The organism is Sphingomonas jejuensis (assembly GCF_011927695.1).
Lineage (GTDB): Bacteria > Pseudomonadota > Alphaproteobacteria > Sphingomonadales > Sphingomonadaceae > Sphingomonas_K > Sphingomonas_K jejuensis.
In genome coordinates, this window is sequence record NZ_JAATJE010000001.1 from 584,116 (window position 1) to 610,943 (window position 26,828).

26 protein-coding genes are annotated in these 26,828 nt (G+C 68.6%); 8 read left to right on the forward strand and 18 right to left on the reverse strand.

Translation table 11 applies throughout. From position 1 onward, the window contains the following. Positions 1 to 64 precede the first annotated feature (64 nt). A complete protein-coding gene (locus tag GGR88_RS02945; protein WP_167954314.1) occupies positions 65 to 727 on the reverse strand; it encodes a glutathione S-transferase family protein in 663 nt (220 codons plus the stop codon). 190 nt (positions 728 to 917) lie between these two features. On the opposite strand from GGR88_RS02945, the gene GGR88_RS02950 reads away from it, so the two are divergent. Next, positions 918 to 1,547, forward strand: a complete 630-nt coding sequence (locus GGR88_RS02950) for a carbonic anhydrase (RefSeq protein WP_167952847.1) — start codon at positions 918 to 920, stop codon at positions 1,545 to 1,547. 58 nt (positions 1,548 to 1,605) lie between these two features. Here the strand turns inward: GGR88_RS02950 and GGR88_RS02955 are convergent, their stop codons facing one another. Genes GGR88_RS02955 through rpmH form a run of 6 tightly spaced genes read right to left on the reverse strand, consistent with a single transcriptional unit; the run spans position 1,606 to position 5,886 of the window. Next, a complete protein-coding gene (locus tag GGR88_RS02955) occupies positions 1,606 to 2,751 on the reverse strand; it encodes a DegT/DnrJ/EryC1/StrS family aminotransferase (protein ID WP_167952849.1) in 1,146 nt (381 codons plus the stop codon). 59 nt (positions 2,752 to 2,810) lie between these two features. Next, on the reverse strand, positions 2,811 to 3,452 hold the full coding sequence (yihA, locus tag GGR88_RS02960; protein ID WP_167952851.1) for a ribosome biogenesis GTP-binding protein YihA/YsxC: 642 nt from the start codon (positions 3,450 to 3,452) through the stop codon (positions 2,811 to 2,813). Further along, a complete protein-coding gene (yidC, locus tag GGR88_RS02965; protein ID WP_167952853.1) occupies positions 3,449 to 5,158 on the reverse strand; it encodes a membrane protein insertase YidC in 1,710 nt (569 codons plus the stop codon). The genes yihA and yidC overlap by 4 nt, the downstream gene beginning before the upstream one ends. Before the next feature lie 31 nt (positions 5,159 to 5,189). Then, entirely contained in the window at positions 5,190 to 5,417 is a 228-nt protein-coding gene (gene yidD / locus GGR88_RS02970) for a membrane protein insertion efficiency factor YidD (RefSeq protein ID WP_167952855.1), read from the reverse strand. Continuing rightward, complete coding sequence (gene rnpA, locus GGR88_RS02975; protein WP_245196536.1) at positions 5,414 to 5,755, reverse strand: ribonuclease P protein component; 342 nt, start codon at positions 5,753 to 5,755, stop codon at positions 5,414 to 5,416. The genes yidD and rnpA overlap by 4 nt, the downstream gene beginning before the upstream one ends. Next, a complete protein-coding gene (rpmH, locus tag GGR88_RS02980) occupies positions 5,752 to 5,886 on the reverse strand; it encodes a 50S ribosomal protein L34 (protein ID WP_167954315.1) in 135 nt (44 codons plus the stop codon). Before rpmH ends, rnpA begins: the two co-directional genes overlap by 4 nt. A gap of 157 nt (positions 5,887 to 6,043) precedes the next feature. On the opposite strand from rpmH, the gene GGR88_RS02985 reads away from it, so the two are divergent. Genes GGR88_RS02985 through GGR88_RS03005 form a run of 5 tightly spaced genes read left to right on the forward strand, consistent with a single transcriptional unit; the run spans position 6,044 to position 10,580 of the window. Further along, complete coding sequence (locus tag GGR88_RS02985; RefSeq protein WP_209023183.1) at positions 6,044 to 6,550, forward strand: DUF6985 domain-containing protein; 507 nt, start codon at positions 6,044 to 6,046, stop codon at positions 6,548 to 6,550. A 60-nt stretch (positions 6,551 to 6,610) separates the two neighbouring features. Next, the gene (locus GGR88_RS02990; protein WP_245196425.1) at positions 6,611 to 7,978 is read left to right on the forward strand and encodes a YifB family Mg chelatase-like AAA ATPase; all 1,368 of its coding nucleotides are present in this window, start codon (positions 6,611 to 6,613) and stop codon (positions 7,976 to 7,978) included. Positions 7,979 to 8,036: 58 nt separating this feature from the next. Beyond that, the gene (locus tag GGR88_RS02995) at positions 8,037 to 8,927 is read left to right on the forward strand and encodes a 3'-5' exonuclease (RefSeq protein WP_167952857.1); all 891 of its coding nucleotides are present in this window, start codon (positions 8,037 to 8,039) and stop codon (positions 8,925 to 8,927) included. Positions 8,928 to 8,967: 40 nt separating this feature from the next. Further along, on the forward strand, positions 8,968 to 9,789 hold the full coding sequence (locus tag GGR88_RS03000; RefSeq protein ID WP_167952859.1) for a hypothetical protein: 822 nt from the start codon (positions 8,968 to 8,970) through the stop codon (positions 9,787 to 9,789). Between the two features lie 2 nt (positions 9,790 to 9,791). After that, entirely contained in the window at positions 9,792 to 10,580 is a 789-nt protein-coding gene (locus tag GGR88_RS03005) for a hypothetical protein (RefSeq protein WP_167952861.1), read from the forward strand. Positions 10,581 to 10,655: 75 nt separating this feature from the next. Here the strand turns inward: GGR88_RS03005 and GGR88_RS03010 are convergent, their stop codons facing one another. The 4 genes from GGR88_RS03010 to GGR88_RS03025 are packed head-to-tail and all read right to left on the reverse strand — an operon-like array spanning position 10,656 to position 12,772. Continuing rightward, a complete protein-coding gene (locus GGR88_RS03010; RefSeq protein ID WP_167952863.1) occupies positions 10,656 to 10,919 on the reverse strand; it encodes a hypothetical protein in 264 nt (87 codons plus the stop codon). 48 nt (positions 10,920 to 10,967) lie between these two features. Continuing rightward, complete coding sequence (locus tag GGR88_RS03015) at positions 10,968 to 11,471, reverse strand: hypothetical protein (RefSeq protein ID WP_167952865.1); 504 nt, start codon at positions 11,469 to 11,471, stop codon at positions 10,968 to 10,970. Beyond that, positions 11,465 to 11,683: a DUF5818 domain-containing protein gene (locus tag GGR88_RS03020; protein WP_167952867.1), complete on the reverse strand. Its 219-nt coding sequence runs from the start codon at positions 11,681 to 11,683 to the stop codon at positions 11,465 to 11,467. Before GGR88_RS03020 ends, GGR88_RS03015 begins: the two co-directional genes overlap by 7 nt. Positions 11,684 to 11,704: 21 nt before the next feature. Then, a complete protein-coding gene (locus tag GGR88_RS03025) occupies positions 11,705 to 12,772 on the reverse strand; it encodes a hypothetical protein (protein WP_167952869.1) in 1,068 nt (355 codons plus the stop codon). A gap of 90 nt (positions 12,773 to 12,862) precedes the next feature. Here GGR88_RS03025 and GGR88_RS03030 point away from each other — a divergent pair, with 90 nt between their 5' ends. After that, positions 12,863 to 14,212, forward strand: a complete 1,350-nt coding sequence (locus tag GGR88_RS03030) for a DUF4365 domain-containing protein (protein ID WP_167952871.1) — start codon at positions 12,863 to 12,865, stop codon at positions 14,210 to 14,212. Further along, positions 14,212 to 15,666 (forward strand): argonaute/piwi family protein, encoded by a 1,455-nt coding sequence (locus GGR88_RS03035; RefSeq protein ID WP_167952873.1) that lies wholly within the window; start codon positions 14,212 to 14,214, stop codon positions 15,664 to 15,666. The genes GGR88_RS03030 and GGR88_RS03035 overlap by 1 nt, the downstream gene beginning before the upstream one ends. A gap of 55 nt (positions 15,667 to 15,721) precedes the next feature. Here GGR88_RS03035 and GGR88_RS03040 read toward each other — a convergent pair whose 3' ends face one another. Genes GGR88_RS03040 through GGR88_RS03070 form a run of 7 tightly spaced genes read right to left on the reverse strand, consistent with a single transcriptional unit; the run spans position 15,722 to position 26,725 of the window. Further along, entirely contained in the window at positions 15,722 to 16,138 is a 417-nt protein-coding gene (locus GGR88_RS03040) for a hypothetical protein (RefSeq protein WP_167952875.1), read from the reverse strand. After that, positions 16,135 to 19,275 carry a DEAD/DEAH box helicase gene (locus GGR88_RS03045; protein ID WP_167952877.1) on the reverse strand — a complete coding sequence of 1,047 codons (3,141 nt, stop codon included), beginning with the start codon at positions 19,273 to 19,275 and terminating at the stop codon, positions 16,135 to 16,137. The genes GGR88_RS03040 and GGR88_RS03045 overlap by 4 nt, the downstream gene beginning before the upstream one ends. Continuing rightward, on the reverse strand, positions 19,266 to 19,994 hold the full coding sequence (locus tag GGR88_RS15470) for a hypothetical protein (RefSeq protein ID WP_167952879.1): 729 nt from the start codon (positions 19,992 to 19,994) through the stop codon (positions 19,266 to 19,268). Before GGR88_RS15470 ends, GGR88_RS03045 begins: the two co-directional genes overlap by 10 nt. Continuing rightward, positions 19,994 to 22,870, reverse strand: coding sequence for a DUF1156 domain-containing protein (locus GGR88_RS03055; protein ID WP_167952881.1), 2,877 nt, complete (start codon positions 22,868 to 22,870; stop codon positions 19,994 to 19,996). The genes GGR88_RS15470 and GGR88_RS03055 overlap by 1 nt, the downstream gene beginning before the upstream one ends. 17 nt (positions 22,871 to 22,887) lie before the next feature. Further along, positions 22,888 to 23,361, reverse strand: a complete 474-nt coding sequence (locus tag GGR88_RS03060) for a DUF7680 family protein (protein ID WP_167952883.1) — start codon at positions 23,359 to 23,361, stop codon at positions 22,888 to 22,890. After that, positions 23,361 to 26,450 carry an ATP-binding protein gene (locus GGR88_RS03065; protein ID WP_167952885.1) on the reverse strand — a complete coding sequence of 1,030 codons (3,090 nt, stop codon included), beginning with the start codon at positions 26,448 to 26,450 and terminating at the stop codon, positions 23,361 to 23,363. The genes GGR88_RS03060 and GGR88_RS03065 overlap by 1 nt, the downstream gene beginning before the upstream one ends. Next, positions 26,447 to 26,725 (reverse strand): hypothetical protein, encoded by a 279-nt coding sequence (locus tag GGR88_RS03070; RefSeq protein ID WP_167952887.1) that lies wholly within the window; start codon positions 26,723 to 26,725, stop codon positions 26,447 to 26,449. The genes GGR88_RS03065 and GGR88_RS03070 overlap by 4 nt, the downstream gene beginning before the upstream one ends. Positions 26,726 to 26,828 lie beyond the last annotated feature (103 nt).

The window sequence follows — 26,828 nt, forward strand, 5'->3', positions numbered from 1 at the left end:
GCGTCGCGGGGGCGGCTTGCCTAGCGAGCGGGCAGGCGCCAGCGCGCCACCGATCCGGCCGCGGTCAGGCGGGTTGCGGCTCGTAGCGTTCGATGACCCATTCTTCTTCCTGCGCCGCCGCGATCCAGTCCTGCATCCAGCGGTGCGCCAGGACCGCTTCCATATAGGCGGCGGCAAAGCCGGGCACCGGGATCTGGTAGGTGACGAAGCGGGTGACGACGGGTGCGTACATGATGTCCGCCGCGCCGAACGCGCCGAACAGGAACGGCCCGCCCGATCCCCAGCGTGCCCGCGCCTCCGCCCACAGCTGCAGCACGCGCACGATGTCCTGCGCGACGTCGGTGGCGGGCGGCTTGAACGGGAAGCGGGCGCGGATGTTCATGGAGCATTCGCGGCGCAGCGCGGCGAAGCTGGAATGCATCTCCGCCGCCATCGACCGCGCCATCCCGCGCGCGGCGTCATCCTCCGGCCAGAAGTGGTCGCGGCCCACCTTGTCGGCCAGCCATTCGATAATGGCGAGCGAATCCCAGACCACCGTGTCGCCGTCCCACAGCAGCGGCACCTTGCCGCCCGACGGCGCGAACTCGCCCCCACCGCGCCGCTTGTCCCATTCGGCATCATAGAGGGGAACGGTGACTTCCTCGAACGGGAGGCCGGACTGCTTCACGGCCAGCCAGCCGCGGAGCGACCAGCTGCTGTAAGCCTTGTTGCCGATGACGAGGCGGATCATGCGGGCGGGGATAGGCAGCCGGGCCGCCCGCCGCAACCACGGTTGCCCCCGCGTGACAAATCTTTGCTGGGACGGGCCGGGGATCGATCGAGGCTTGCGGCGGGGCGTGATCCGCCCACCTAGGTGCCACCCAGCGCGGGACCGGCGATCCCGCTTGTTTCAAGAAACGGCAAGGAGAACACCCACCGTGACCCTCTTTTCGGACATGATCGACGGCTATTACCGGTTCCGCGGCGGCGAATGGCTGGAGGAGCGTGAACGCTGGATGGAGCTGTCCGGCGGGCAGAGCCCCAAGGTCATGATCATCGCCTGTTCAGACAGCCGCGTCGATCCCGCCACCATCTTCGGCACGCGGCCGGGCGAGGTGTTCGTGGTGCGCAACGTCGCCAACCTCGTCCCCCCCTGCGAGGAGGGCGGCGGCCGCCACGGCGTGTCCGCGGCCGTCGAGTTCGCGGTCACCAAGCTTGGCGTGGAGGAGATCCTGATCCTGGGCCACGGCGCCTGCGGCGGCGTGAACGCCGCGCTGACCGGCAGCCTCAAGGACGCGGGGATCGGCGACGGCGGCTTCGTGGCCAAGTGGATCGACCTGCTTGACGAGGCGCGCGAGAAGGTCGTCGCCGAGCATGGCACGGGCGAGGCGGGCCAGAAGGCGCTGGAGCAGGAATGCGTCCGCGTTTCCATGAAGAACCTCCTCACCTTCCCCTTCGTGAAGGAGCGGGTGGACGCCGGCACGCTGAAGATCCACGGCGCTGTCTTCGCCATCGCCGACGGCCGCCTGCGCGTGCTGGAGGACAGCGGCCAGTTCGAAGCCGCCTGATGTGTCCGGAGGCGGGTCGCCCGGCCCGCCTCCGCTACGCCCGCATTGCGGTTTCGGCTCAGGCAGCCATGGGCAGCGCCACCGCGTCGGCGAGCGCGTCGCAGACGACCTGAACGTCCCCGTCGGTCATCTTAACGTGCAACGGCAGCGACAGGAGCTGGTCGCTCGCCTGCTCCGCGCGCGGCAGCGATGCCGAAAACCGGTCGTAGGGCGCAAACCGCGTGTTGAGCTGGTAATGCACGCCGGGGTGGATGTTCATGCCCCGCAGCCTGTCGAGCACCAGATCGCGATCGGCGACTTCGACCTGATAGAGGTGGCGCGATGGCGTGCACTGAGCGGCCATCGGCACCCGGTCGATCCCGCCCACCGGTGCAAGCCGCGCATCATAGAGCCCGGCCAGTCGGCGGCGCTCGGCATTGTCCCGCTCCAACCGGCGAAGCTGGACAAGGCCGATCGCCGCCATGACCGAGTTGCCGTGATATTTGAAGCCGACCTCCGGCACATCGTACCGCCACTGGTAGGTGCCCGATGCCGCCGTGCGCTCAAACGTCGTCTTGTCGATGCCGAGCCAGGAGAGGCGCCGCGCCGCCGCGTCGAGTTTGGCATCGGGCAGGCAGATCATGCCGCCATCCGCGGTGCCGAGGTTCTTGACCGCGTGGAACGAGAACACCGCGGCATCGGCATCGCGGGCCGGTGCCTGGCCATTGAGGCGCGTTCCGCTCTGATGGGCTGCATCGAGAACAAGGCGGAGGCCATGGCGCCGGCAGAGCGCCACCACCCGGTCCCACTGGCCCGCATTGCCCCCGAGCCCGACGAACATGACCGCGCGCGTTCGCGGCGTGATGGCCCGCTCGATCGCATCGGGATCGAGGCACAGCATGGCGTCCACGTCACAGAAGACAGGCGTCAGGCCGGCATGGAGGATCGCATGGTTGGTGCTGACAAAGGTCAGGGCGGTCGTGATGACCTCGTCCCCATCCGCCCAGCCGTCCGCCCGCTTCAGGACCTCCAGCGCAAGATGAAGGCCGGCGGTCGCTGAACTCAGGAAATGGGCATGATCGAGCCCGGCATACTGGCAAAATGCAGCCTCGAACTCGTCCGTCTTGAACCCCATTCCGGTCCAGCCCCGCTCAAGGCAGGTCCTGATCTCGGCAAGACAGTCGTCCACGTCGAAGTCTGGCGAGAAAACATTGATCGCATGCATGGCTAACCCCCCGGTCGTCCGGGAAGTTACCTCATGAGTGGTGCCGCCGCGTCAATAACTTATCCGATTGCTTCCAGGACGGCGGCGCGCAGTTCCGGGACACCCAGGCCGGTTTCGCTCGACGTCGCGATGACGTCCGGGTGCGCGGCCGGGTGGGTGCGGGCTTCGGCCTCGGTGGCGGCGCGGGTGGCGTCCAGTTCGGTCGGCTTGATCTTGTCGGCCTTGGTCAGCACCAGCCGGTAGCTGACGGCCGCCTTGTCGAGCATGCCCATCAGCTCGCGGTCGACATCCTTCAGGCCGTGCCGGCTGTCGACCAGCACCAGCGTGCGCTTCAGCACCTGCCGCCCGCGCAGATAGTCGTTCACCAGGTGCTTCCACTTGCGCACCAGGTCCTTGGGCGCCTTGGCAAAGCCGTAGCCCGGCATGTCCACCAGCCTGAGCGTGAGCGGATCGCCGACATCGAAGATGTTCAGCTCCTGCGTGCGGCCGGGCGTGTTCGACGTGCGCGCCAGCGCCTTGCGCCCGGAGAGCGCGTTCAGCAGCGACGACTTGCCGACGTTCGACCGGCCGGCAAACGCCACCTCCGCCACCATCGGATCTGGCAGGAAGTGGAGCTGCGGCGCGGACAGCAGGAAGTCGACGCGCCCCGCGAACAGCCGCCGCGCATCCTCCAGCAGGTCGGCGGCCTCGTCCTCCGTCATGCCTTGGCTTCTGACGCCTGGAGCGCGGGATGGCGCGAATAGAGCCACTTCTGCTGCGCGATGGTCAGCACGTTGGACATGACCCAGTAGAGCTGCAGCCCGGCCGCGAACGGCGCCATGATGAACATGAAGATCCACGGCATGATCGAGAAGACCTGCTGCTGCACGGGATCGGGCGGCGTCGGGTTGAGCTTGAACTGCAGGTACATGGTGATGCCGAGGAGGATCGGCAGCACGCCGATCGCCAGGAAGGTCGGCGGCGTGAAGGGCAGCAGCCCGAACAGGTTCAAGGGCGTCAGCGGATCGGGCGCGGACAGGTCGCGGATCCACAGGGCGAAGGGCTGGTGCCGCATCTCGATGGTCAGCATCAGCACCTTGTAGAGCGCGTAGAACACCGGAATCTGCAGCAGGATCGGAAGGCAGCCTGCCAGCGGGTTGACCTTTTCGCGCTTGTAGAGCGCCAGCATCTCGGTCTGCAGCTTCTGCTTGTCGTCCTTGTGCCGCTCCTGCAGCTGCTTCAGCTTGGGCTGCAGCGCACGCATCGCCGCCATGGACGCGAACTGCCGCTGCGCGATCGGGAACATCAGCCCGCGCACCACGCAGGTGAGCAGAATGATCGCCACGCCGAAATTGCCGACCAACGCGAACAGCCAGCTGAGCAGAAAGAAGATCGGCAGCTCGAACCAGTAGAACCAGCCCCAGTCGATCGCGAGGTCGAGACGGCCGATGCCGGCCCGCTGATAGGCGTCGAGAACCTTGTTCTCCTTGGCGCCGGCGAACAGCCGCGTGGCCGTCGCGGCGGCCTGGCCCGGTGCGATCACCTGCGCGGCGTTGGCGTTGGCGGCGGCGCTGTAGACCCCCGGCGTCTGCTGGAAGAAGCCGGCGTCCAGCGTCTGCCCGGCGGCCGGCAGGAGCGCGGTCAGCCAGTATTTGTCGCCGAAGCCCAGCCAGCCGCCCGGCGCGATGCCGAAGCGCTGCCCGGACGTCCCGATGGCCAGATCGTCATAGTCGGTGCCGAACTGGTCCGACCCGTTCCAGTAGCCGACCGGGCCGGTGTGGATGGTCCAGCTGTCGCGGTCTTCCGGATGCGTCGACGCGCCGGTGCGCGCGATCAGGCTGTACGGGCGCACCGCCACCGGAGCGCCGCTGGCGTTGCGCACGCGCTGCTGCACCGTGAACAGATAATTCTCGTCGACCGAGACGATGATGTCGAAGGTGAGCCCCGCACCGTTGTTCCAGCTGAGCGTCACCGGCGCGCCCGGCGCCAGCGTGTCGCCGCTCGCCGTCCAGCGCGTGCGCGCATCGGGCACGCGCACGGTGTCCGCCGTCCAGCCGAACGTCGCCAGATAGGCCTCCGGCGCGCCTTCCGGCGACAGGAGGCGGACGGGGGGCGAGCCATCGGCGATGGTCTGGCTGTGCGATTTCAGGACGAGATCGTCGATCCGCGCGCCGACCAGGTTGATCGACCCGCCCAGCCGCGGCGTGTCGATGCGCACGCGCGGGCTTTCGCGCAGCACCAGCACCCGGTCGCGCACGGCGGCGGCGGGCTGGCTCTCCTGCGTCGGCAGCGCGACCTGCTTGCCGGCTTCCACGCGCGTCGTCTGCGGCGCGGCGGTGGGGAAGTAGCGTTCGGAGATCAGGCTCCATCCGAGCAGGACGATCGCCGACATGACAATCGCCAGGATCAGGTTGCGCTGGTTGTCCAAGGCCTTGAACGCTCCTTCGGGCGCGGAAAAATCAGGGAACGGGGTCGTGACCGCAGCCACCCCACGGATGACAGCGCAGCAGCCGGTGCGCGGCCAGCCACGCGCCCTTGGCGGCGCCATAGCGGGAGACCGCCTCGATTGCATAGGCCGAACAGCTCGGGCTGAAGCGGCACGACGGCGGCAGCACGCGGGACGGCCCGACCTGCCAGCCGCGGATCACCAGGATCATGGCCTTGCCGACGGCGTTCCGGCCGCTCATCGCGCGAGCTTCGTGAGGGCGCGCGTCAGCTCCCGGCGCAGGTCGTCGATTGGCCGTTCGATCCCGCCCTGGCGGCCGATGATGACATGGTCGGCCCCGGCCAGCCCATGCTGCGGCACCAGTTCGCGCGCAAGCGCACGGAAGCGGCGCTTCATGCGGTTGCGCACCACCGCGCCCCCGATCTTCTTGGTGACGGTGAACCCAACGCGCATCGTCGGATTGCCGTCACCGCGCGGGTGGACGATCAGCACGAAACCGGCGGTGGGTTGGCGGCGGCCGCGATTGGCCGCCAGGAAATCCGCGCGACGCGTCAGCGTCGCGACGGCAACGGGCGTCAGGCCGACAGGCGCTTGCGGCCGCGGGCCCGGCGGGCTGCCAGCACCTTGCGGCCACCCACCGTCGCCGTACGGGCGCGGAAGCCGTGGCGACGCGCACGAACGAGATTGCTCGGCTGGAAGGTGCGCTTCATCGGTCATTCCTCAACAAATCGATCGGTCAACGGAAAAGGGCCGCCGACAAGGGCGACCTGCGTGGAGGCGCATTGCCGAATGGAGGGGCGGGCGTCAAGATGGAGATGGCAGCACCCGTCCGACGGCCGGGTCCGACTGGTGGCGAGGGGAACATGGGTGAGCGATAGCGGGAACGCGGTTGTCGGTGTCGGCTATTTCGACGGACAGCCGATGGAGGTCGAGTTGCCGCCGAGCGACGATGCGTGCCGGGCAGCGCTGGCCGCCTTCCTGGCCCTGACGCCGCAGGACCGGCTGAAGGACACGCCGCACGTCTACGCCTATTACCGCGAAACCTGCGAGGAGATGGCGCGCGACGGCGACGATCCGCTGGACATGGTCCGGCCCGCCTTTCCTGCGCAGATCTGGGATCATGTCCGGCCCGTCTACATCACCGTCGACGATCGTCGGCACATGGACGAGGATGCCGCCTACATCTCCATCGAATGCCGATGCGCGTGGGAGGGCGAACATGGGCTGATGATGGTGTGGCGGCACGGGCGCGACCTGGTGAAGGTCGGGCCCTATGACGGTCATCTGCTGAACAGCGATGCCTACGGCGACGACCGGCTGTTGAACGTCGTGTTCCATTCGCTGGATCCGCGCCTCAGCACCCATCGCCGCTGACGCCGGGCGCTTCCAAACCCCCGCCGCCCATGCTCTAAGCCGCGGGCGGGGGAGAAGAACATGGTCGCCGAGGTCGCAACCGTCGCCTTTCTGGGGCTGGAGGCGCGCGCCGTCGAGGTTCAGGTGCAGCTGTCGTCGGGTGTCCCGTCGTTCGTGGTGGTCGGGCTGCCGGACAAGGCGGTCGCGGAGAGCCGCGAGCGCGTCCGCGCGGCGGTGGCATCGATGGGGCTGTCGCTTCCGCCCAAGCGGATCACCGTCAACCTGTCGCCCGCCGACCTGCCGAAGGAAGGCTCGCACTACGACCTGCCGATCGCGCTCGGCCTGCTCGCCGCGATGGGCGTGGTGGATCGGGAGACGCTGGCCGAAACGGTTGTCGTGGGGGAGCTGTCGCTGGACGGGCGCATCGGCCCGGTGCCCGGTGTGCTGCTGGCGGCACTCCACGCGTCTGAGGCGGGCAGGGGGCTGATCTGTCCGGCCGCGCAGGGCGCGGAGGCCGCCTGGGCGGCCGGCGTGCCGGTGGTCGCCGCGCCCGACCTGCTGACACTCCTCAATCACCTGAAGGGCAGCGTGATCCTGTCGCCGCCGTTGCCGGGCGAGGCCTCCGCGCCGGACGCCGGCCCCGACCTGCGGCAGGTCAAGGGGCAGGAGGTCGCCAAGCGCGCGCTGGAGATCGCGGCGGCGGGTGGACACAACCTGCTGTTCGTCGGGCCGCCGGGCGCGGGCAAGTCGCTGATGGCGGCGTGCCTGCCCGGCATCCTGCCGCCGCTCGACGCGGCGGAGGCGCTGGAGGTGTCGATGGTCCGGAGCGTCGCGGGAACGCTGGAGGGCGGCCGCATCAGCCGGCAGCGCCCGTTCCGGTCGCCGCATCACAGCGCATCGATGGCCGCGCTCACCGGCGGGGGGCTGCGCGTCCGGCCGGGCGAGGTCAGCCTGGCGCATCTCGGGGTGCTGTTCCTGGACGAGCTGCCGGAATTCCAGCGTGCGGTGCTCGATTCGCTGCGGCAGCCGCTGGAGACCGGCACCGTGTCCGTTGCGCGGGCGAACGCGCATGTCAGCTTTCCCGCGCGCGTCCAACTGGTGGCGGCGATGAACCCGTGCCGCTGCGGCCATCTCGGCGACGCCAGCCTCGCTTGCGCCCGCGCGCCCAGATGCGCGGCCGACTACCAGACCAAGATTTCCGGGCCGCTGCTCGACCGCATCGACCTGCATGTGGAGGTGCAGGCGGTGTCCGCCGCCGATGTCAAACATGGAAGTATGTTGGAATATCGGAAGCTAGTCGGAACGACGCCGAGCCGCTTGCGCCGTGGTAGGGCGGCTAAGCGATTCGTTGGACACTACAATTCGGGATCGCGAGAGCTGTCTCGCAAGCATGCGGGTCCAATTTCAATGGTCTTCGACCCGCCAATAATTTTACGCGCCGCCGCTTGATGTTCCTAATCCGTTCGACGCGCTCCACGCTTCGGGGCGCGTCGGATGGAGAATGCCGATGTTGCGGCAGAACGGAGTGGAGGATCTCGTCGAGCGCCTGGAGCGCGACGGCGGCCACCGCGTCCTCAGGCGCCTGGACCTGCGTGAGGGCAGGACGGGCGTGGACTATGACGGCGGGCCGACCTCGATCGGGCTGGTGCTTGACGTGGAGACCACCGGCAAGGACGCCGGCACCGACCTGATCATCGAGCTCGCCATGAGGCGGTTCCGCTACGACCGGCTGGGTCGCGTGCTGAAGATCGACCGCGCGTGGTCGTGGCGCGAGGATCCAGGCCGCGCGCTGGACGACGAGATCGTGCGGCTGACGGGCATCACCGACGCGGATCTGGTCGGGCAGGAGATCGACGAGGACGCCGCCGCGCGCCTCCTCGCATCGGCCGACCTCGTCATCGCGCACAACGCGGCCTTCGACAGGAAGTTCGTCGAGCGTCGCCTGCCGGGATCCGCGGGGCGGGCGTGGTGCTGCACCTGCGCCGAGATCGACTGGGCGGCGGCGGGATTCGAGGGCAGGTCCCTGGGCTGGCTCTGCTCGCAGGCCGGCTTCTTCTACGACGCTCACCGCGCGGGCAACGACGTCGACGCCGTCATCGAGCTGCTGCGCCACGAGCTGCCGGATGGCCGCACCGTGCTGGCCGAGCTGGTCGACAGCGCCGAGTGCCCGACGGTCCGCGTGGAGGCGTTCGGCGCCGACTTCGGCGTCAAGGATGCGCTCCGCGCCCGGGGTTACCGCTGGAACGCCGAATCCAAGGTGTGGTGGCGCGAGGTGACCGCCGACGCGCTGACGGCGGAGGAGTTCTGGCTCGCGCGCGAGGTCTACGCGCCCGAGCACCGCCCCCGCGCCCTCGGTCCGAGGCTCACCGAGATGACGGCCCGCGAACGCTACGCGTGACGGCGACCTCCGGTTTTCCCCATTCACCAAGGATCTGACCATGACCAAGAAGAAGATCGACGCTACCCCGAAGACGACCACCGCGGCCCTCGCCACGCTGCCCGAGGCCAAGCTCGCCCCGTTGTTCGGCTCCCCGCTCGCCTTGGACAAGCTGCCGGGCTCGCGCGGAGACGTGACCCGCGAGGAGGGTGTCACGCTCGTCACCGGCCGGGCATACGCCACCCGCGACCGCACCGTGCCCGCGAGCGAGGTGTTCTTCGTCCCTGGCGCCAAGCCCCGGGGTGACGGCCCCTGGTTGGGGGAGGCGGACAAGCTCAGCTGGCGCGACGAGGAGACGGGGTTCGAGTGCATCATGCTGCGCGACACGCATGGTGGCCACCTCTGCGGCTACGTCGGCATCCCGCGCGGTCATCCGCTCTGGGGATGGGATCACAATGCGGTGCCTGCGGAACTCGGGGTCGAGGTGCATGGCGGGCTCACCTACTCGCGGATCTGCGCCGAGGGTCCCAGCCCCGCCCGGCGTCTGGTCGCCGAGGCGAGGCGGATCTGCCACGTGCCGCCCTCGGCCGTCAGGTACATGCCGCTGGAGCACGCGACCGAACACCGCCCCGGTGACGCCCACGCCTGGTGGTTCGGCTTCTCGTGCGACCACGTCTACGACGTCGTGCCGGGCGATCGCGGCGACCGCGCGAGGTTCCTCGGCGCCGAGACCGCGGCCGAGTATCGGGACGACGCCTACGTCGTGCGCGAGATCCTGAACCTCGCGCGCCAGCTCCGCGCGATCGCCGATGGCGCGCCGGTGCCGCCGAGGGAAGGCCCGCCGCTGCCCGCCTTCGGCCTCGACCCGAAGAAGGGAGCCTGAAGGTGGACCGGCGCGATCGACACTCGGGCGAGCTGCCGTGGGGATGGTGGCTCCGCGTGCGCGGGGGCGAGATCGAGGACGAGGACGGCCGCACCTGGAGCACGGTGCGCGACGCCTTCTGGGAGGGCGAACTCGGCTTCCCTGACGTCCACTTCGCGCCGGAGCAGCACGAGCTGATGACCCGGGTCCTCACCGCCATCGACGGCCGGTGGCTCCTCGGCGACGAGCGCAGGCACGACCTGTTCGGTGGCGACATGCTGTTCTGGCGCTTCTACCAGTGCTGGCTCGGTTCGATCGGGATGCTCGACACGGCCCACAGGACGAGCTTCGGGACCGCGCCGCTGGAGGCGCCGCTTTCGCCGGAGGGCCGTTCCGTGATGCTGATGCTGCAGGCCACCCGCGAGCCGGCATGGGAACGCATGCCGATGGCCGAGGTCGTCGAGGCGGTCGCAGCCGCGGGGCGAGGCGCAGATGGCGGCCGAGAGGCTGCGCTCAGGGAGTTCGAGCGATCCGTCGGGTTCAGGCGCCACGTCTTCGCCCGCGAGCGCGTCGGCCGCACCCACCTTGTGACCCTCACCGGCATCGCGGCGGAGGCGCGCATGCCGACGATGCGCGTCTCATGGTCGCAGGCCTTCACGGACGAGACGGGCAGGGACGACCTGTTCGCCTGGCTCGCCCGGAGGGTCGATCGCTGGGACGACTGGGGGAGGTTGGCGCATGGCCGCGGCGCGGACGCGCTGACCCGCCATCTGCTGGGGCTCATCGTCCAGGAAGGGGGGCTTCGCGCCTGAGCGGCGCTGGACTGGAGCGTAACACCGTGGCGCAGACTATCCAGGCGGGCGGAAGCCCGCGGATCCATCCCGCGATCAGTTGGGGAAGGCGTCCCGCTCGAACAGGAAGCCCGCATCGATGATCGCGTCGACGAGGTCGGGGAAGTAGCGGAACTCGACCACCAGCGCCTTTCCCATCCACGTCGCCTCGGCGTCGACGTTGGCGCGCAGCCAGGACTCGGCTCGCGGCGTCAACGGCTCGATCATGGCGAAGCTGCCTTCGTGGGTCGCCAGGAAAGCGGCGCCCGCGTCGCGAGGTGCGCAGAACTTGAGCAGGGGGTTTTCGGATGTGTTGGTCATGGCTCAGGTCCGATATGTGCATCTTCGAGGGGGTCGGTGGCCAGCCTTTCAGGTTGCGGCTGCGCCAAGCAGGTGCCACGCCTCGCGGTATAGCTCCAGCCAACCGGCCTCCAACTTGTCCATCTTCAGGTGGCCGTAGTCGGGCAGGAACCGCCGGAAGTCGCTGTCCTTTCGCTGCTGGCCCCATTTTCCCGGCTGCGAGAGCCAGGCCTGGTGCGCCTCGGCCAGCGTGGCGGCGACGATCGCGGCGGGGACGACGTAGGTGAACGCGCCGCCCGGCTTGTGCGCGGCGAAGTCCACGAAGCAGTAGAACAGCGTGGGCGAGGTCAGCGCCTCGTGCTTCTTGCGCATGTGCCAGCCGTCATCGGCCCCGGTGCTGTTCCGGGTCTTAACCTGCACGGCGCAGAGACGGTCGCCAATCTCGTCGGTGACGACGATGTCGCAGTTGGGAACGCCTGCCGGCGCGAGCGCCGCTATGTAGCCGCGCCGGAGCAGCTCGCTCATCACGAAGTGCTCGCCGGCCGCGCCCGTCAGACTGGTGGCGCTCACCATCCGGATGGCTCGATCCGGCTGACGGCCAGCACGTTGAACGCGTCCCTCGTCCCGAGGACCCGGACGTTGCGACCAACGAGCCCGCTCGCCTTCCAGCCCGCGAGGAAGCCGGTGTCGAGCCGCCACTGACCGCCTCCGTCAGGACGGAGGATGAAGCCGTGTCCGTCTCGGTCGAGCCGGCCCGTCAGCTCGTGTTGCGATCCGCGCGGCATGGCCGCCACCTCAGCCAAGGATCAGCCGCATAGCTTGCGGCCTTCCTGGATGAGGTCGCCGATGTTGATCCTCAGCGTCGGGCCGCCCTTCGCTCCCGCCGCCCGCAGCTCGCGCATCATCTGCTGGTTTTCCGCCCATATCGGCTTGATGTCCCTGTACTGCCGCGCGGCCGCGCCGTTCACAGCGTAGAAGGTTAAGTCGGGAGCCTCGAACCAGACCGCGTCGCCGGCACAGCCGAGCCAGCCCCTGTCCACGGTCAGCGGCCAGGTGAGCCCGCGCGAGGCGAAGTCGGCCCTGGTCGCGTTCGGCGCGGGGATGGCGTTGCCGTCCTTCCACGTCGCCACCTTGTGCGTGACCTGGTTCACCAGCAGCGTCATGCCCGGTCCGGGATAGTAGAAGGCGTCGTGCAGGTTCAGGTCGGACGGGCCGCGCTCGGCCCTACCCAGCTGCCGCTCGAACGCGGCCCGGTCGAACGGGGTGCCGACGATCACGTTCTCCATGATCCAGCGCCGGCGCTCGTCCCGCTGCTGCGTGTCGGCGACGCTGCCGCCCGAGGCCGACAGCCGGAACTGCCGCTCGGCGTGGAGCTCGGGCACGCCTGCCGCGGCCGGGTTGCCCTCCGCGCCCCACTTGGGGAAGAAGCTGACGGTCGCGTCGTAGGTCGAGGCCGGCAGCGGCTTGTCGGCCTTGGCCGTGTCCAGCACCACCTTCGTGGTCGCCGCCGTGAGCGTCACGAACTCGCTGTAGCCGACGTAGGTGTCCGTGCCCTTCTGGCCGTGCAGGTCGATGCTGGTCGAAACCTTGATCGGGGTCGGCACGTTCGTGCCGATGCTCAGCTCGACGCGGTGGGCGTCGAGCGCACGCGGCTCGATGGTCAGGAACGGCTTGGAAGGTGCGGCCGGCGTTGCCGTCGGTGCGGCCGCGGCCGGCACGTTGGTGGGCTTGGCGCCGTTCGGTGCGGCGATGCCGATCCCGAGGAACGCGGCCAGCGCGCCGAGGCCGAACTGCCAGCGCCTCGCGCCGGGGAGGTATGGGTAGACGACTCCCGCCAGCGCCGCGAGCAGGAGCAATACGAGAATGCCGATCATCCGGTTGTCCTTCTGTCCGTTATTGTCACCGTCTTCTGCCGCATTGCCAAGCCGCTTCATGGCGGCGCCGCGGTCTGCTACATTCCCGCTATGTTCCAGAGCCAGCCTCAACCGAAGCGCCTCCACCAGAACGTCCTCAACGGTCACCAGGGCGAGCAGCTCGTGTCCGCCCGGGCCGCGTCGATGGGGTTCGCGTTCCATGGCCTGAACCGGCTGGAGACGGGCGTGGACGGCATGATGGAGCTGCGCGACCCGCTGACGCACGCGATGCTGGCGAAGTGGGTGGGCGTGCAGGTCAAGACGACGGTGGGCGGCAGCTACACGGGGGAGGATGAGCAGCGATTCGAATACCTTTTAGAGCCGGCTGACCTCGCATATTGGGGTCCGTCGAATATCCCGATGATCATCGTGCTGGTCCGTCTGAGCGATCACACGATGTTCTGGAAGGCGGTCAATGCGGGGCGTCTCGACGAGCCGCGCCGGCTGGACTTCGACAAGGCGGCCGACGTGTTCGACGCCAAGGCCGCCGACGCGATCGCGGCGCTGACGATCGAGAAGAACACGTTCGGAACCTACGTGCCGCCGATGCTGGCGGGCGAGCCCGCGCACCTGAACCTGGTTCGCATGGTGCTGCCGGAGGAGATCTTCGTCGCGGAATCGCCGTTCAAGTCGGGCCGCGAGGCGGTGAAGGAGATGCTGCTGCACGACGGGCCGATGCACTTCGACTGGGTGATCCGCGATCGGACCTTCTGGTCGTTCCGCGATCCGCGCGGCACGGTGCTGGAGGAGATCGTCGACGTCGGCTCGGTCGAGGCGGTGGAGACCGAGGCCGTGGTGCTGCTCGACGACGTGGACGACCAGAACGCCGTCATCGAGCTGCTGCGCCGGAGCGTCGAGGCGCAGCTGTCCGGCGACTGCTTCTTCGACAAGGAGACGCGCGGCCTGTGCTTCCGCGCGCCGGGGCCCGGGATGAAGCGGGAATACGTCTACCGCTCGCTCCAGAACGTGACGAGCGCCGACGTGGTGACGCTGATCGGCAAGGAGGGTCGCGACGACATCATGCGCCACCACGCCTTCGTGCCGCGCTATCAGCGGATCGGCGACGAATGGTTCATGTCGATCACGCCCACCTTTGTCTTCACCTCGGACGGCTACCGCACCCATCCGGCGTCCAGCATCATGCTCGCCGGCAAGAAGAAGCTGGAGAAGGCGGGTGCGATCCGCGGCCAGTTCATCATGTGGCGCCATCTGCTGATCGCCTCGGCCACCGCACCGGCGCCGACCCTTCTCGACGATCCGGCCGAGGGCGTCGACGACCGCCCGCGCATCGGGTTCGAGCCGCTGGAGCCGCTGTCGCTGCCTGTCAGCGTGCCGGAGGACGTTTGGCGAGAGGAGGACCCGGAGGAGGCGGAGCGGGTCGCTCAGGAGGGAATGATCTGATGTTCACCCCGATCTACATGCCCGAGCCGAGGCTTGAGTTCGGCGACGGTGGCCTCCACATCGACCCGCGCGCGGGGCTGCTGGACTACGGCCCGCTCCAGCCGATGGTCGGCGACGTCATCCGCGTGGGCGTGATCGGGACCGGCGAGTCGATCGCCGGCTTCTCCAGGTTCCTCGAGCGGTGCCGGGAGGGCATCGGCGGCAAGCTGACGAAGGATGGCAAGCCGCACCCCCGCGCCAACCTCTTCCCGCCTTTCCCCGGGCTCCAGAACCGCAACCCGTTCCGCTGCGGCTTCACCACCGACGACACGCTGCAGCGGATGATCCCGAACGGCGACATCCGCAAGGTGACGGGCATCGCGAAGCAGAACGACGCCGTCGGCGCGGCGGTCGAGCTCTTCGCCGACCAGACCCGCATCCTGCTGGAGGGGTCGTCCAAGCCGGACGTGATCGTGGCGGCGCTGCCGACCGACCTGATCGCGAAGATCGTCAACGCCAAGGCCGGAGGTGGCACCGAGGATGGCGACGACGACCGCGACCCGCTCAACTTCCGCGACATGTACAAGGCGCGGGCGCTGCTGATGCACGCCCCCACGCAGGTCGCGTGGCCGACGCTGTGGGACGACCACGCGAAGATCCCCCACAAGATCCGCAAGACCATGCGCAAGGTGCAGGACCCGGCGACCCGCGCGTGGAACATGCTCAACGCGCTTTTCTACAAGGCCGGTCGGGCGCCGTGGCGGCTGCCGGTCAGGGAGGGCGAATACAAGACGACGTTCCTGGGCATCGGCTTCTACAAGGACCTCGGCGGTCGCAACCTGATGACCAGCACCGCGCAGATGTTCGACGAGCGCGGCCGGGGCCTTATCCTGCGCGGCGGCAAGGCGCTGCACGACAAGCACGACAGGCATCCCTATCTCGAGCGCGGCGACGCCTATCAGCTCGTCGTGCGGTCGCTCGAGGAGTATCGGGCGCAGCACGGCCACCTGCCTGCGCGGCTGGTGATCATGAAGACTTCGCGCTTCGACGCGGCCGAGGCGGACGGCATGATGGCGGCGGCGACCGATGCGGGCATCTCGTTCAGCGACCTCGTCTGGGTGTCGGAGAGCCCGCACCAGATGCTGATGCGCGAGGGCAACTACCCGGCCTTCAGGGGGACGGGCGTAGAGCTCGGCGGCGACCTGATGCTCTACACCCGCGGCAGCGTGCCGTGGTATCGCACCTACCCCGGCGCCAGGACGCCCAATCCGCTGCTGCTGCGTCCGCACAGCTGCGACTCGCCGATCGAGCAGCTGGGCGAGGAGATCCTTGGCCTGACGAAGATGAACTGGAACTCCACCCAGTTCGACCAGGCCCTGCCGATCCCGATCCGCGCCGCCCGGCAGGTGGGCAAAGTGCTGAAGCACGTCAGCGACGCGCAGATCGAGCGGTCGGACTATCGATTCTACATCTGAGACGGCCTGTGCTGTCGTCCGGCTGCTTATCGGCCGGACGCGAAGGCCGGATTGGTCATGACCACCAGCTGTGGACGTGGGCACGTGCGCGATCGCCCAGGCTCGCGTTGAGGATGTCGCAGACCACCTCGGCCATCGTGCAGTCCACGCCGCATTCCTGTCCGTGGTGGGCCCAGGTGCGCTTCACGTCCCAGGTGCCGGAGTAGGTGCCCTTCTCGACGGCGCCGATGCGCTTGAGCGCGTTGAGCAGCCTGCGGTCGTCGACCGTCATGATGACGCATGCGCCGCCATAGGCGTCGAGGCCCAGGTTGAGCCTGCGCCGTTCCTCGCGCCAGGCGTGGACCGCCTCCTCGGCGCGCATCCCCGCATAGTCGAACAGCTCGGCGAGCGCGGCGTCGTCGGCGTCCTTGCCGCCGTCGATCGGCATGTGCGGCGCGGCCGCCAGGTCGTGACGGGGCGGCCCGGCCCTCACGCCGCCGCCCTCGACGGCAGGGCGCCCGAGGCTGGCGCACCGCCGGGGAACGCGGGCGAGCCCGGCGTCCAGAACTCGGCCGAATCGAAGTTCTTGCCGTAGAAGTCCCGGTCCAGGGTGACGCGCACCGGCTTGGTCAGCGTGTCGGTCGACACCGTCCACTCCTTCGGGCTGAGGGTCGCCGCCTGGTATCCGGGCGGCAGCAGGTCGGCGTCACCGATGACGCGCACCAGATCCGCGAGGTCGAGCGCCGCGCGGCCGAGCGTCGGCATCTCGTCCAGGGCGGCGTCCGCGTCGTCCAGGTCGACGGCTGGCGGCGGCTGGTTGACCTGCCCGGCGACCATGGCGTCGATGTCGACGTGCGCGCCCGACAGGGCCAGTTCGGCGATGCGCTTGCTCACCGACGAGAGGATCGGCTGCAGGCCGCCGACCAGCGTCTCGAAGAGCCGGATGCGGGACGACAGCGCCTGGTAGACCTGCGTCTCGATGGTGTCGGCGTAGTGCAGGTTGACGATGCGGATGTCGTCGAACCTCTGGCCGAGGCGGTCGACGCGCCCGATGCGCTGCTCCACCCGCATCGGGTTCCAGGGCATGTCGTAGTTGATGAGCGACCCGCAGAACTGGAAGTTCAGCCCCTCGGCGGCCGCGTCGGTGCAGAGCAGGACGTCGCCCTGGCCGGCCCGGAACCGACGCTTGATGTCCGCCCGTGACACCGGCCGCCATCGGCCGTCCACGCCGCGGACTTCGCCGCCTCGGCCGGAGAAGCAGATGATCTCGCGCCCCGTCTCGCGGGCGAGCCAGTCGCGCAGCGCATCCATCGTGTCGGTGTAGCCGGTGAACACCATGGTCTGCTGGTAGCCGTCCGCCTCAAGCGTCTTCAGCTCGCGCGCTAGGGCGAGCGCCTTGCTGTCGGGTGGCAGCTGCGCGATCCGGTCGAGGAGCGATTGGATGGCGTCGGCCTCGAGCAGCTGGCGCGCCTCCCGGTCGTGCTCCGCGGCCTCGTCCGCGTCGACCTCCTGACCCTCGTCCTCCAGCCCGACGAGGTCGTCGTCGCTGTCCTTCGCCCGCTCCAGCCGGCCCCGCAGCGAGCAGGCCAGCGCGGTGAAGCTGGACGACAGTCGCTTGCGGTAGATGGTGAGGACGAAGCCGACCGCGGCGCGCGTTTTCTCGTCGGCGGTGGCGTAGGCGTCGGTGATCAGCTTCTCGGTGGCCTCGTAGAGCTCGCGCTCGGCTGGGCTCATGTCGATGAAGCGGTCGGCGACGACGCGGGTCGCGATCCGCGCGTCCAGCTTGCCCTCGGCGCGATAGCGGCGGAGCAGTGCCCGGGTGTGGCGCGAGACGAGGGCGCTGATCGGCGTGTGGCCGAGCATGATGCGGACGGCGGCCTGACGCTCGGTGGGACCGAGTCGCCGCCGCTTGATCGAGGACTCGCCCCGGAGCGCGGCGAGCACCGTCCGCACGGCCACGCGTGAGAGCGGCGGGTTTCGGCCGCCGGCGCCCATCGCGGCGGCGCGATGCTCGGCGATCGAACCGTATTCCCGCTCTGTCGCCTGGAACAGCCGGGCGCAGGCCTCGAACGCAGATGCAGGCACGAGCGGCTCGCGAAGCGCCTGAAAGTAGCGCTCGAACTCGTCGGGCGTCCATTCGTCGGGGAGGCCAAGGAGGGCCAGCAGGTCGTAGAGCTCCAGCGCGTTGGTCTGCAGCGGCGTAGCCGTGAGCAGGACGAGGCCGCGGGTGCGGGCGCGTAGATCGCGCAGCAGCCGCATCAGCATGTTGGGCTCGGACTTCCTTCCCGTCCGCGACACCCGCGCATGATGAGCCTCGTCGACGACGACGAGATCGTATTCGTCGGCGGTGAGCAGCTCGGGCCGACGGTCGCGCCGGCGGGCCAGATGGCTCGACATGATGACGAAGGGCTCGCGCGACCAGGCTGTCCGGCTTACCGGCGTCGCAACGGTGGTCTGCGTCGCCGGGTCGTAACGGTGCATGCACTGGCCGTCGTAGAGGGGCCAGTTTAGCGCGAACTTCTCGCGCAGCTCCGCCTGCCACTGCGGGCAGACGTTGGCGGGGGCGAGGATGATCGCCCGGCGCATGCGGCCGGCCAGCCACGACTGGCGGATGAGGAGGCCGGCCTGGATGGTCTTGCCGAGGCCGACCTCGTCGGCGACCAGCAGCCTCGGTGCGTGGTCGGGCGCGTCGCCGTACATGCGCAGGAACGCCTTCCGCTGGTGCGGCCAGGCTTCGACGGGGCTGGTCGCCTCGCCGACCCAGATCCCGCCATCAGGATTCGTGGCGGCGTTGGCGATGCTGTCCCAGACCTCGGCACGACGCTCGGCCGGGCTGACGTCCTCGACCGGCGTCGGCTCCTCGATCTCGACGTTCGGCTCCTCCGCCGTGGGTTGGTCCTCCTGCTCCTTCGCGGCGCGCTTGAGCCGCCGCGGTGCCTCGTCGTCGGGCGGCAGGAACTTGAGCAGCTCGTCGCGAACGGCCGTGGGCACGTCCACCACGATGACGCTGTCCGCCTCGTCCTGCCAATATCGGTCGAAGGCGGCGTCCTCGTCGTCGACGTATTCCGCCGCGGGTCCCCAGGAAGTGAACACGCTGATCGTCTCGCCGTTGAGCCGCCAACCCTGGTATGTCTCGTTGAGCGACCCGGTGAAGGCCAGCCGGTCGCCGGTCTTGTCCTCGACGATGCCGCACTTCTCGTGGAAGATCGTCGTGCCACCCACTGGAATGCGGGTGCCGGGCCGGCATCGGACGGCGACCTTTATGTCGAGCAGGCGGTGGCAGACGAGCCAGGCGAGCAGCTCGAGCGCCTGGCGCTCGTCTCCCTCCTTAGCGGCGGGCAGGGCCTGCCCGAGCTTGTCGGAGAGCATCTCCCCCATCGACAGGCCTTCCTCGACGGCCTTCACCTCGGCGTCGTCGAGCGTGCAGCCGACGATCAACCGCATCGTGCCCTCGTTCAGAGCGAGGTGTTCGATGCCGGCCGAGGCGAGGGCGAGGCCCTCGGCGTTGAAGTAACCCGTGATGCGGTCGTAGCGCTTGGCGGTGGAGAGCGCTGGCACGTAGAATTTGCGCACGAGGTCGCCGTCCTCGCGCGTGTATTTTCGCTTCCAGATGCGGTCGCTCAGAAGCATCTGTCTTCCCGGGGCCTGCCGCCCGTCACTTCTTCGCCGGCGGGGGCGGAGGAGGTGGTGGTGGCAGCGTCTGAGTCGGGGCGCGCGGTGCCGGCGTGACGCCCCCCTGGACGCGCCCGCCCGGGGCGATGTGGCTCGGCGCGCGTGGTGGAGGCGACGTCCCCCGCGTGCCGGTCGACGGACGGGGTGGGCTGGGCGGCGGCGGGGGTGGGGCAGGCGCACGTGTTGGCGCTCGCGGCGGGGGGTTGACACCCTCGTTGAGGCGCGACGGCCGGGATGGTGGGCTGGGCGGAGGCGGGGGGCTTGGACGACGGCTCATCGGCGGACACCACGTTCGCTGTGACGAAGGAGAACAAACATAGAAGACTGACCGGGAAGGACCAGAGGGAAATGGCGTTAAGGATGTCCAGCACTGGTGATGAGGGAGGGTCGTCGTCGTTGAGGGCGCGCCGACGCGCGTCAATCGCGCGACGGGCGGCCCCGAAGCTGAACGTGAGGGCGAGCAACCCGAGCACGCTGGCGATCCAGCCGAGGATCAGGGCCGGCCGCCAGACCGCATCCTTGAGCGGAGTGACATCGCCGACGAACGCGACCGAGGACGCGAAGAGGGCGGTGTGCGCCAGCGCGACGAACGAGTCTCGTCCGGTCTCGTTCTGCGCGTAAGCCGCGTCGAGCGTTCCGCGCTCGTGCGCGAAGTCGTCTGCCGACCTGCTTGCCATCACGCGGCGTCGAGCTGCTCGTAGAGCGACAGCTGCTTCGGCGCGCCGATTTCCTCGCCGTAGACGATGCGGCGCAGCTTCTCGAGCGCGTCGAAGTCGTCTGCGGCAGGCTTCACGGCGTCATCGGCGTCGATGCCCGAGAATGTCTTGGACGGCGGCAGCACCTCCAGCATCACCTCCAGCGCAACCTTAAATTCGTCGTCGTTCAGCAACCCGTTGGCCTCTAGCTGGTCGCGCGCCGCCTCCACGCTCTGCTTGCGCGCGGTGTTGGCGGCATGGTGGAGGGCGTCGATCATGCCGCGCGAACCATCCGCCGGTCCGAGCGCGCCCTTGGCGACGCGAGTGGCGCTGTCCCACAGCTTGAGGTCGGATCCCTTCTTCTCGGCCAGGCGCCCGACCACCTGCGTCATGTCGAGGCCGACGGCACGTGCAAGGCGAAGTCCCTCGTCATAGGCGAACTGCGGCGCACGGAACGCGTCCCAGGCGAGCGCGACCCACGCGGTGGCTGGATCCATGTCGCGGCTGGCGCGACGATCGGCGAGCTGGGCGAGGCGCCACGCCTTCACTTCCCGGCGCGCGGCGTTGAGCGCGTCCTCGGGGCGGACGGCATATGGGTCGAACTCCTCCAGCAGGTCGCCCTGCGATCCGCGCTTGGCCGGCGGCTGCGGCGCGGGAGTGCCGCGCGTCAGCGGCCAATGGCGCGAGAACGCCTCCAGCGCCGGGCCGAAGCTGGCGAGGTACAGGTCGACGCCGGCGATGCCGGACGCTTGGAACTCGTCGATGCGCTCGCGGACCGCCTTGGCGACGAGCGGCTCGACCTCCTCCCAGTAGCTCGCCTCGCCGCCTTGCTCCAGGCGGGGGCGGCAGACGAGGAAGATAGTGGAGTTGGCGGCGGCCTTGTCCTTGATGTGGAGTGAGCCGGACGCCTCGGTGTTCACCGGCCAAGACGCGGTGATGACGAAGCCGGCGTCCATCAGCGACATGGCCAGCGCGTCCCACGCGCCCGTGTCCTTGTGGGTGAACATGACGGTCATGATGCCGTCGTCCTTCAGGACCCGGCGGCACTCGGCGAAGATGCCGGCCATCTTGTCCTGATAGTCGCGATTGGCCAGCTTGGCCGCGCCCTTCTGGCCCTTGAAGTGCGCCGCATTGGCGACGGCTTCGGCTTCCTTGTCAGCAAGGCGCCGAGTAAACAGTTCTGGGACGACAAGGCCGGCGGTGCGCTTCAGCCAGACATAGAAGAAGTCGGACAGCTCGGCATACATGACGTTGGCGCCGTAGGGTGGGTCGATGATGACGGCGTCCACCGAACCATTTTCGATATGAGGCAGCGACGAGCCGCTCGAATTTGAAATGGCTATCCGCCCTGTCGTATTGTCGGAAAACAGGCTGACATCCGGACTGATGAGATCGATAATGCTCGACAACGAGTCTTTACTCCCGGCGAGTGCCCATTCAAGGCCACGTCCGACGTGAGAAGCAGCCATTTCGGCATACGACCACTTAAAGGCGAAGTCATGCCGATCGAAGGTGTTGACGATCACCTCACGCTTGGAGTGCCATCGCGTCATTCTCGAATTGTAGTCTCTGAACTTGTCGAGGGAGAACGCGATGTAAACAAATGCAGCCTTGGTAAGATCGTCGAGGGTTCCTGCTCGGTCGTGCTCATCGACCATGGCACGGAACACCTCGGACGAAGTTCCATGAGCGAACAGTTGACGATTAGAGAATTGATCGCGCCAAAGTGGCATTCCATAGTTTAGAGGTCGGTCATCGTTGCTTATTTCCGGATAGGACTCGTTTGGAATAATGTCGAATGCTTCCCATTCTGGGAGCTTGGCGGCGAGTAGGCCATCAACCTCTTGCCGGTTGTCGTCTTTGTCGCGAGCGGCACGGTAGTTTCGCTCCCAAGCAGATCGGGTCGATCCATTCTTGGTCACTTTATCAACGCGACGTCTGTAAGCGACGGCGACGAGCTGATCACCCATCTTGCCCGATTTGGCGAGAGTCTTGATTTCCGTCCCCGAGATGGCTCGGCCGCAGTCTTCGAAGACGCATACGCCGTCGCCACCGGCGACAGTCGGCTCAGTGGCGGACGATGCGGCCACAAGATCATAGGTGCAGACCCGACCCGGTGTGTTGGGTCCCGCGCCTAGGTGCGGTCCAACCTTGATGCCGCGGCCGGGGGCGATCACCCAAGTCGGGGAAAGCGGGGTCTCGCCTCCGCAATACGGGCATTCGGTGGTTCGGGTCCAAATATACCCGTCGACTCGGCAGCCCTCGTCTTCTTCCGGATAGAGATACTGAAGAGCCGCCTCAACCCGCCCGCTAAATTCCCCAGCCAACTGCTTGTATCGCTCTAGGAGCGGCTTGCCAAAGCGATACGGATACTCGGTGGTGGCCTTCAGGATAATGGCGGCGACAGGGTTAAGATCGTTCGCGAGCGATGTGGTCCCCAGACGAAGAGCTTCAAACGGTATGGAACCACCACCCGCGGTTGCGTCTAAAACGACTTTCTCGGCGATGTCAGGGACGATCTTGGCTGCGTCGCGAGCGGGATCATACTTGAACGCGCGCGGGTAACCGTATGGGTCACTCCCAAGATCCCGACCCGTTCGCTTAGCGGCTTCGATGGCAGCTCGCGTCGCGACGGGGTCGCCGGCTATGCCAAGCGCTTTCTGGAATTCGGCGTGGTCCGTCGTCGCGGGAGCGAGCGACGCGAGAATAGCGGAGCGAGAGGCGACGAGCGGCCGACGCGCCCACCACACGTGCAGGAAGTTGATCGGCGGCAGCGAGGTCGGGAGCCGACGCTCTCTGGCACCTTCTTCTCCGATGGCGGCAATTGGCAAAAAGCGCTCGATTAGGCGGGTCGTCATGTTCAGTTCTTCCCCGATCAGCGCTGGGTGGTGGTGAGCAGCACGCGCAGCGCGGTCAGGACGCGGCGCGGGTTCTTACGATGGACGGCCATGCCGAGCCAGTAGGCGGCTTCTTCGCGCGCCATGTCCTCGATACCCTCGGCGACCTGCACCATGGCGGCGCGCGAGCGCATGGGAGCCAGCACGCGGAACATCAGCGCGATCCGCAGCGCCGCCGCCTCATCGATGGGTGCGCGCAAGCCGTCGACCGGCATGACGTCTAGGCGGATGCCGGCGTCGCGCAGTCGCTTGAGGATCCGGATCTGGTTGATCTCCAGGTTGCGTCCGGCGAGGCCGGCGACCCGCACGGGGACCGTGACGTGGGGGCTCGCCGGCGAGGGCAGCTGCCAGATCTCGACCTGGAGCTCGTTGCCGGCCCGACGTGCGCGGACCTCGTAGGAGGGCTGGATGGTGGGACGGGCCATGTATTCGGCTTTCCTGCGGGTCTGCATCACGAATTCACCTTGGCGGAGGCTTCGACGAAGGCGGCGGCGGCGCCGAAGCGGGTCAGACGGTCGACAATGCGCTCGGGAGCATCGCCGTCGAGCGCGAGGCCGCTGGCGAAGTCGAGCCGGATGACGACCTCGAGCCGCTTCTCGCTCGCGGCCCGGAGCAGGGGCTCGACGAACTCGCGCAGCCCCTTCATCTCCGTCAGCGTGCCCTCGGCCCGGATGCTGAGCTCGCCGCCGGCCGCGGTGGCGAGGTCGCCCTCCATCTCGACGTGCTTGGTGGCGTCGGGCACGCCCTCGGCCACAGGCAGCAGCTTGAAGGCGTCGGCGTAGTCGAAGGGCGAGATGGTCACCGACGCAAGACTGACCGCCTTTGCGCTGCGCGCCTTCTGGAAGACGACGTTGAGCGCCTCCTTCAACACGCCCTCGTGCATGAACACTGTGCCCGGGCTTGCCCCGCCTGCGTCAGCCGCGCCGCGTTGTGTCGTCGCGCCGGGGTCGCCTGTCGCGGGTCCGCCAGCTCCAGTCTGGTGCGCGCCGGCGGTGGTCTCGCCGCCCTGCGATCCGCCGTCGGCCGAGTTGGTGCCTCCCCCCTCGATGCCGCCAGACCCGACGCCACCGCCGGTGGTTGGTGCCGGCCGCGGCCAGATGCCGTGCTCCTTGGCGTAGTCGGCGGTGAAGATGACCGAGGACTCATCGATGACGATGCTGGGCATCGGCTCGCCCTGACCAGCGACGAGGTCCTCGCGCCGGTATACGAACACGCCGTCTTCGATCCCCTTGCGCACGATCTTCTTGAACGGGTCGTCGCCGATCTGGATGGGTAGGCTCGGGTCGCGCCGGAATTCCTCTCGCAGCGCAGCGGCGGTCATCTGGCGCTTGCTCTTGAGCGGCGTGCGGTCGCGGATGTAGGCGGGCGCGTCGGGTGCGTCCTCCGGCGACTTGAGCTTGTTGCTCGCCGAAAGCTGCCGGACGACCTGCACCTGTCCGGCGCCGGGCTTCTCCGCGGTCGAGGGGTTGTCTATCGAGGCGTAGCCGAGGCTGACCGACCCGTCGCCCAGCGCCGCCTTGGATGGGTAGAGCAGGTGGCGGTAGCATCCCTGGATCGCGACGGCGACGGCCTGCTCCGACCGCTGCTCCTGCCGCAGGATCTCCTGCTGCTGGTGGTCGGCCAGGTCGACCAGGCGCTCGGGGCGTTTGAGCTCGGCGAGGGCAATGCGGCGGCTCATTGCCTCGCGCATCTGGGACACCGCGCGCTCGTCGGCGAGCAGGAAGACGAGGTTGTTGCGCAGGAGTCGGATCTTGTCCTCCTCGGCACCCTTACGCGTGTACATGCGGGCGATGAACTCGGGCACTGCGTCGAGTTGCGACGAGACCTCAAGCGTCTCGTGCTTGACCACGACCAGGCGCGGCTTGCCGTCGCCGACGTCGTCCGGCACATCGAACGCGCCGGCCGGGAACAGGATCGGGTCGAAGGTCGGCCGGTCGCCGGAGAAGATGTCCTTGATCCGGCTGTCGAGTTCGAGCCGGATGCGCTCCGCGTCGATGCCCTTCTCCTCGCGCGCGATGATCTGCGTGAGGTTGGCCTCTGCGTTGAAGCGAAGTGGAGCGCCGGGGCGATCGTCGAGATACGCGCTATCGGTCTGGAAGCGCACCAGGCTGGCGTCGAGCAGGTCGAGGTCGGAGGCCGGCGAAGCGATCGAGTAGCGCAGCTGTGCAGGCGTGATGCCGCGAAGCTCGTTGTTGAACGCGAGCGTGTGCACGAAGATCGTCCGGGCGGCGTAGGAGGCATACGGAAGCAGCCCGGCGTTCATGTCCGCGTCGACTGCCTGGGCGAGCGCGGGCTTGCCGGCCGGACCGGCGACGTCGTTGTTGATGGCGGGAACGAACGCAGACTGGCCGAGACGCGTCGTGAACTCTCGCTGCACGTCCTCCTGGCCGAGGTCGATGTGGTGCGTGTGGATGGCGAACGCGTCCGGAGCGCGCCGGGCCCAGAGGCCGGCCACCGTCTTGGCGAGGATGCGCAGCATGCCGCGCACGCGCTGGAAGTCGGCCAGCGTCGCCGTCTTGTCGGTCAGCGTGTCGATGAGGTCGGGGTGGAACGGGTAGGTGTCGGCCAACCGGGATCCTCGCACCCCCTCGCGGCTCTCGACCCGCTTGTCCGCCTGCACCGTTGCGTAGGCGGCGGCGACCTCGTCGGCGGCACCGGGCCGGATCGTCTCGAACAGGCGGCGGCGCAGCACGGCCACCGTCTCGTCGTCACCGGTCGGGTTGAGGATGGTGGCCTTGCGGCCGGACACGCTCTCGGCCTCGGCGATCAGCTTCGCGACGGCCTCGTTCTCGGCGGCGAAGGCGTCGGTCGCCTTGCCGTCGGCGCGCACCGCGAGCGTGAACACCACGGCGGCGCGCGGCGAGGACTCGACGGCCGAGAACAGCGCCTTGATGAAGGCGGCGAGCTGGTCGCGGCCGCCGGCGCCTGGGCTCTTGCGCAGATACTCGCCGATCTCGTCCAGCACGATCAGCGCCGGCTCGTCGCCCAGCAGCTCGGACAGCGTCTCGGAGCCGGGTGCCTTCCGCTCCACGTCGGACGCGCGGACGCGCTCGTAGCCGTCGCGGCCGCGCAGCTGGTAGGCCAGCTCGCCCCAGGGCGTGTAGGCGAGCACGCCGTCGCCCATGGCGCGCCCGTTGGTCGGATCGGACGCCTCGCCGTCGAAGGCGGCGACGCGCGCAGTCCCCGGCATCGTCACCGACGTGAACTCGGCCAGGTTGGGGATCGACGCTGCGCTGCGTGCCGCGTGGATTAGCGCGATGAGCCCGTGCGTCTTGCCGCCGCCGAAGCTGGTGTCGAGGCGGAACACCGAGGAGACCGCACCGGGCGTGCCGGACAGGCGGCGCAGCACCTGGTCGAGCAGCTCCTTGAGGCCGGCCGTCGGATAGGTGTTGGTGAAGAAGCGGATCGGGTCGACGTAGTCGGGATGGCCGGTGCGGTTGACCACCGGCCCGAGGCGCGCCGCGAAGTCGCCCTCCGACATCGCGCCCGACAGCACGTCGGGGCGCGGGGCGCAGAGGTCGTAGATGGTCGGTGCGCTCATTGTCCCTCTCTCGCCTTTTCCTCTTGCGCCGTCGGGCGGCCGCCCTCCGCGCGCACGTGTTCCTCTATCCTCGCGGCCAGCCGCGCCATGCTGTCGCCCCGCTGCCGCAGGATCGTCAGCAGCTTGTCCGGCACGTCGCCGGGCACCTCGTGGCGACCCGCCGCCCAGTTCCGCATGGTGCGGTCGGTCACGCCCAGGTCGCGGGACAGCGGCGTCTGCCAGCGCTCCCCGTAGAGCGCCTCACCCGCCTGCCTGAGAATGTCCGACCCCTTCATCGTTTCCGCATTATAGGAAGAAGCGGCTGGTGGACCAAGCGCTTTCGTCCGCGCGAGCTTTTTTCTCGACAGGCGCGGTGCGCGCCGCCGGTGTCGTGGTCCA

Excerpts from the sequence above, each read along its gene's own strand:
- GGR88_RS02955 (WP_167952849.1), bottom strand. The coding sequence starts at position 2,751 with ATGCATGCGATCAATGTTTTCTCGCCAGACTTCGACGTGGACGACTGT.
- yihA (WP_167952851.1), bottom strand. The coding sequence starts at position 3,452 with ATGACGGAGGACGAGGCCGCCGACCTGCTGGAGGATGCGCGGCGGCTG.
- yidD (WP_167952855.1), bottom strand. The coding sequence starts at position 5,417 with ATGAGCGGCCGGAACGCCGTCGGCAAGGCCATGATCCTGGTGATCCGC.
- rpmH (WP_167954315.1), bottom strand. The coding sequence starts at position 5,886 with ATGAAGCGCACCTTCCAGCCGAGCAATCTCGTTCGTGCGCGTCGCCAC.
- GGR88_RS02990 (WP_245196425.1), top strand. The coding sequence starts at position 6,611 with ATGGTCGCCGAGGTCGCAACCGTCGCCTTTCTGGGGCTGGAGGCGCGC.
- GGR88_RS02995 (WP_167952857.1), top strand. The coding sequence starts at position 8,037 with ATGTTGCGGCAGAACGGAGTGGAGGATCTCGTCGAGCGCCTGGAGCGC.
- GGR88_RS03000 (WP_167952859.1), top strand. The coding sequence starts at position 8,968 with ATGACCAAGAAGAAGATCGACGCTACCCCGAAGACGACCACCGCGGCC.
- GGR88_RS03010 (WP_167952863.1), bottom strand. The coding sequence starts at position 10,919 with ATGACCAACACATCCGAAAACCCCCTGCTCAAGTTCTGCGCACCTCGC.
- GGR88_RS03015 (WP_167952865.1), bottom strand. The coding sequence starts at position 11,471 with ATGGTGAGCGCCACCAGTCTGACGGGCGCGGCCGGCGAGCACTTCGTG.
- GGR88_RS03020 (WP_167952867.1), bottom strand. The coding sequence starts at position 11,683 with ATGCCGCGCGGATCGCAACACGAGCTGACGGGCCGGCTCGACCGAGAC.
- GGR88_RS03025 (WP_167952869.1), bottom strand. The coding sequence starts at position 12,772 with ATGATCGGCATTCTCGTATTGCTCCTGCTCGCGGCGCTGGCGGGAGTC.
- GGR88_RS03030 (WP_167952871.1), top strand. The coding sequence starts at position 12,863 with ATGTTCCAGAGCCAGCCTCAACCGAAGCGCCTCCACCAGAACGTCCTC.
- GGR88_RS03035 (WP_167952873.1), top strand. The coding sequence starts at position 14,212 with ATGTTCACCCCGATCTACATGCCCGAGCCGAGGCTTGAGTTCGGCGAC.
- GGR88_RS03045 (WP_167952877.1), bottom strand. The coding sequence starts at position 19,275 with ATGCTTCTGAGCGACCGCATCTGGAAGCGAAAATACACGCGCGAGGAC.
- GGR88_RS15470 (WP_167952879.1), bottom strand. The coding sequence starts at position 19,994 with ATGGCAAGCAGGTCGGCAGACGACTTCGCGCACGAGCGCGGAACGCTC.
- GGR88_RS03055 (WP_167952881.1), bottom strand. The coding sequence starts at position 22,870 with ATGACGACCCGCCTAATCGAGCGCTTTTTGCCAATTGCCGCCATCGGA.
- GGR88_RS03060 (WP_167952883.1), bottom strand. The coding sequence starts at position 23,361 with ATGCAGACCCGCAGGAAAGCCGAATACATGGCCCGTCCCACCATCCAG.
- GGR88_RS03065 (WP_167952885.1), bottom strand. The coding sequence starts at position 26,450 with ATGAGCGCACCGACCATCTACGACCTCTGCGCCCCGCGCCCCGACGTG.
- GGR88_RS03070 (WP_167952887.1), bottom strand. The coding sequence starts at position 26,725 with ATGAAGGGGTCGGACATTCTCAGGCAGGCGGGTGAGGCGCTCTACGGG.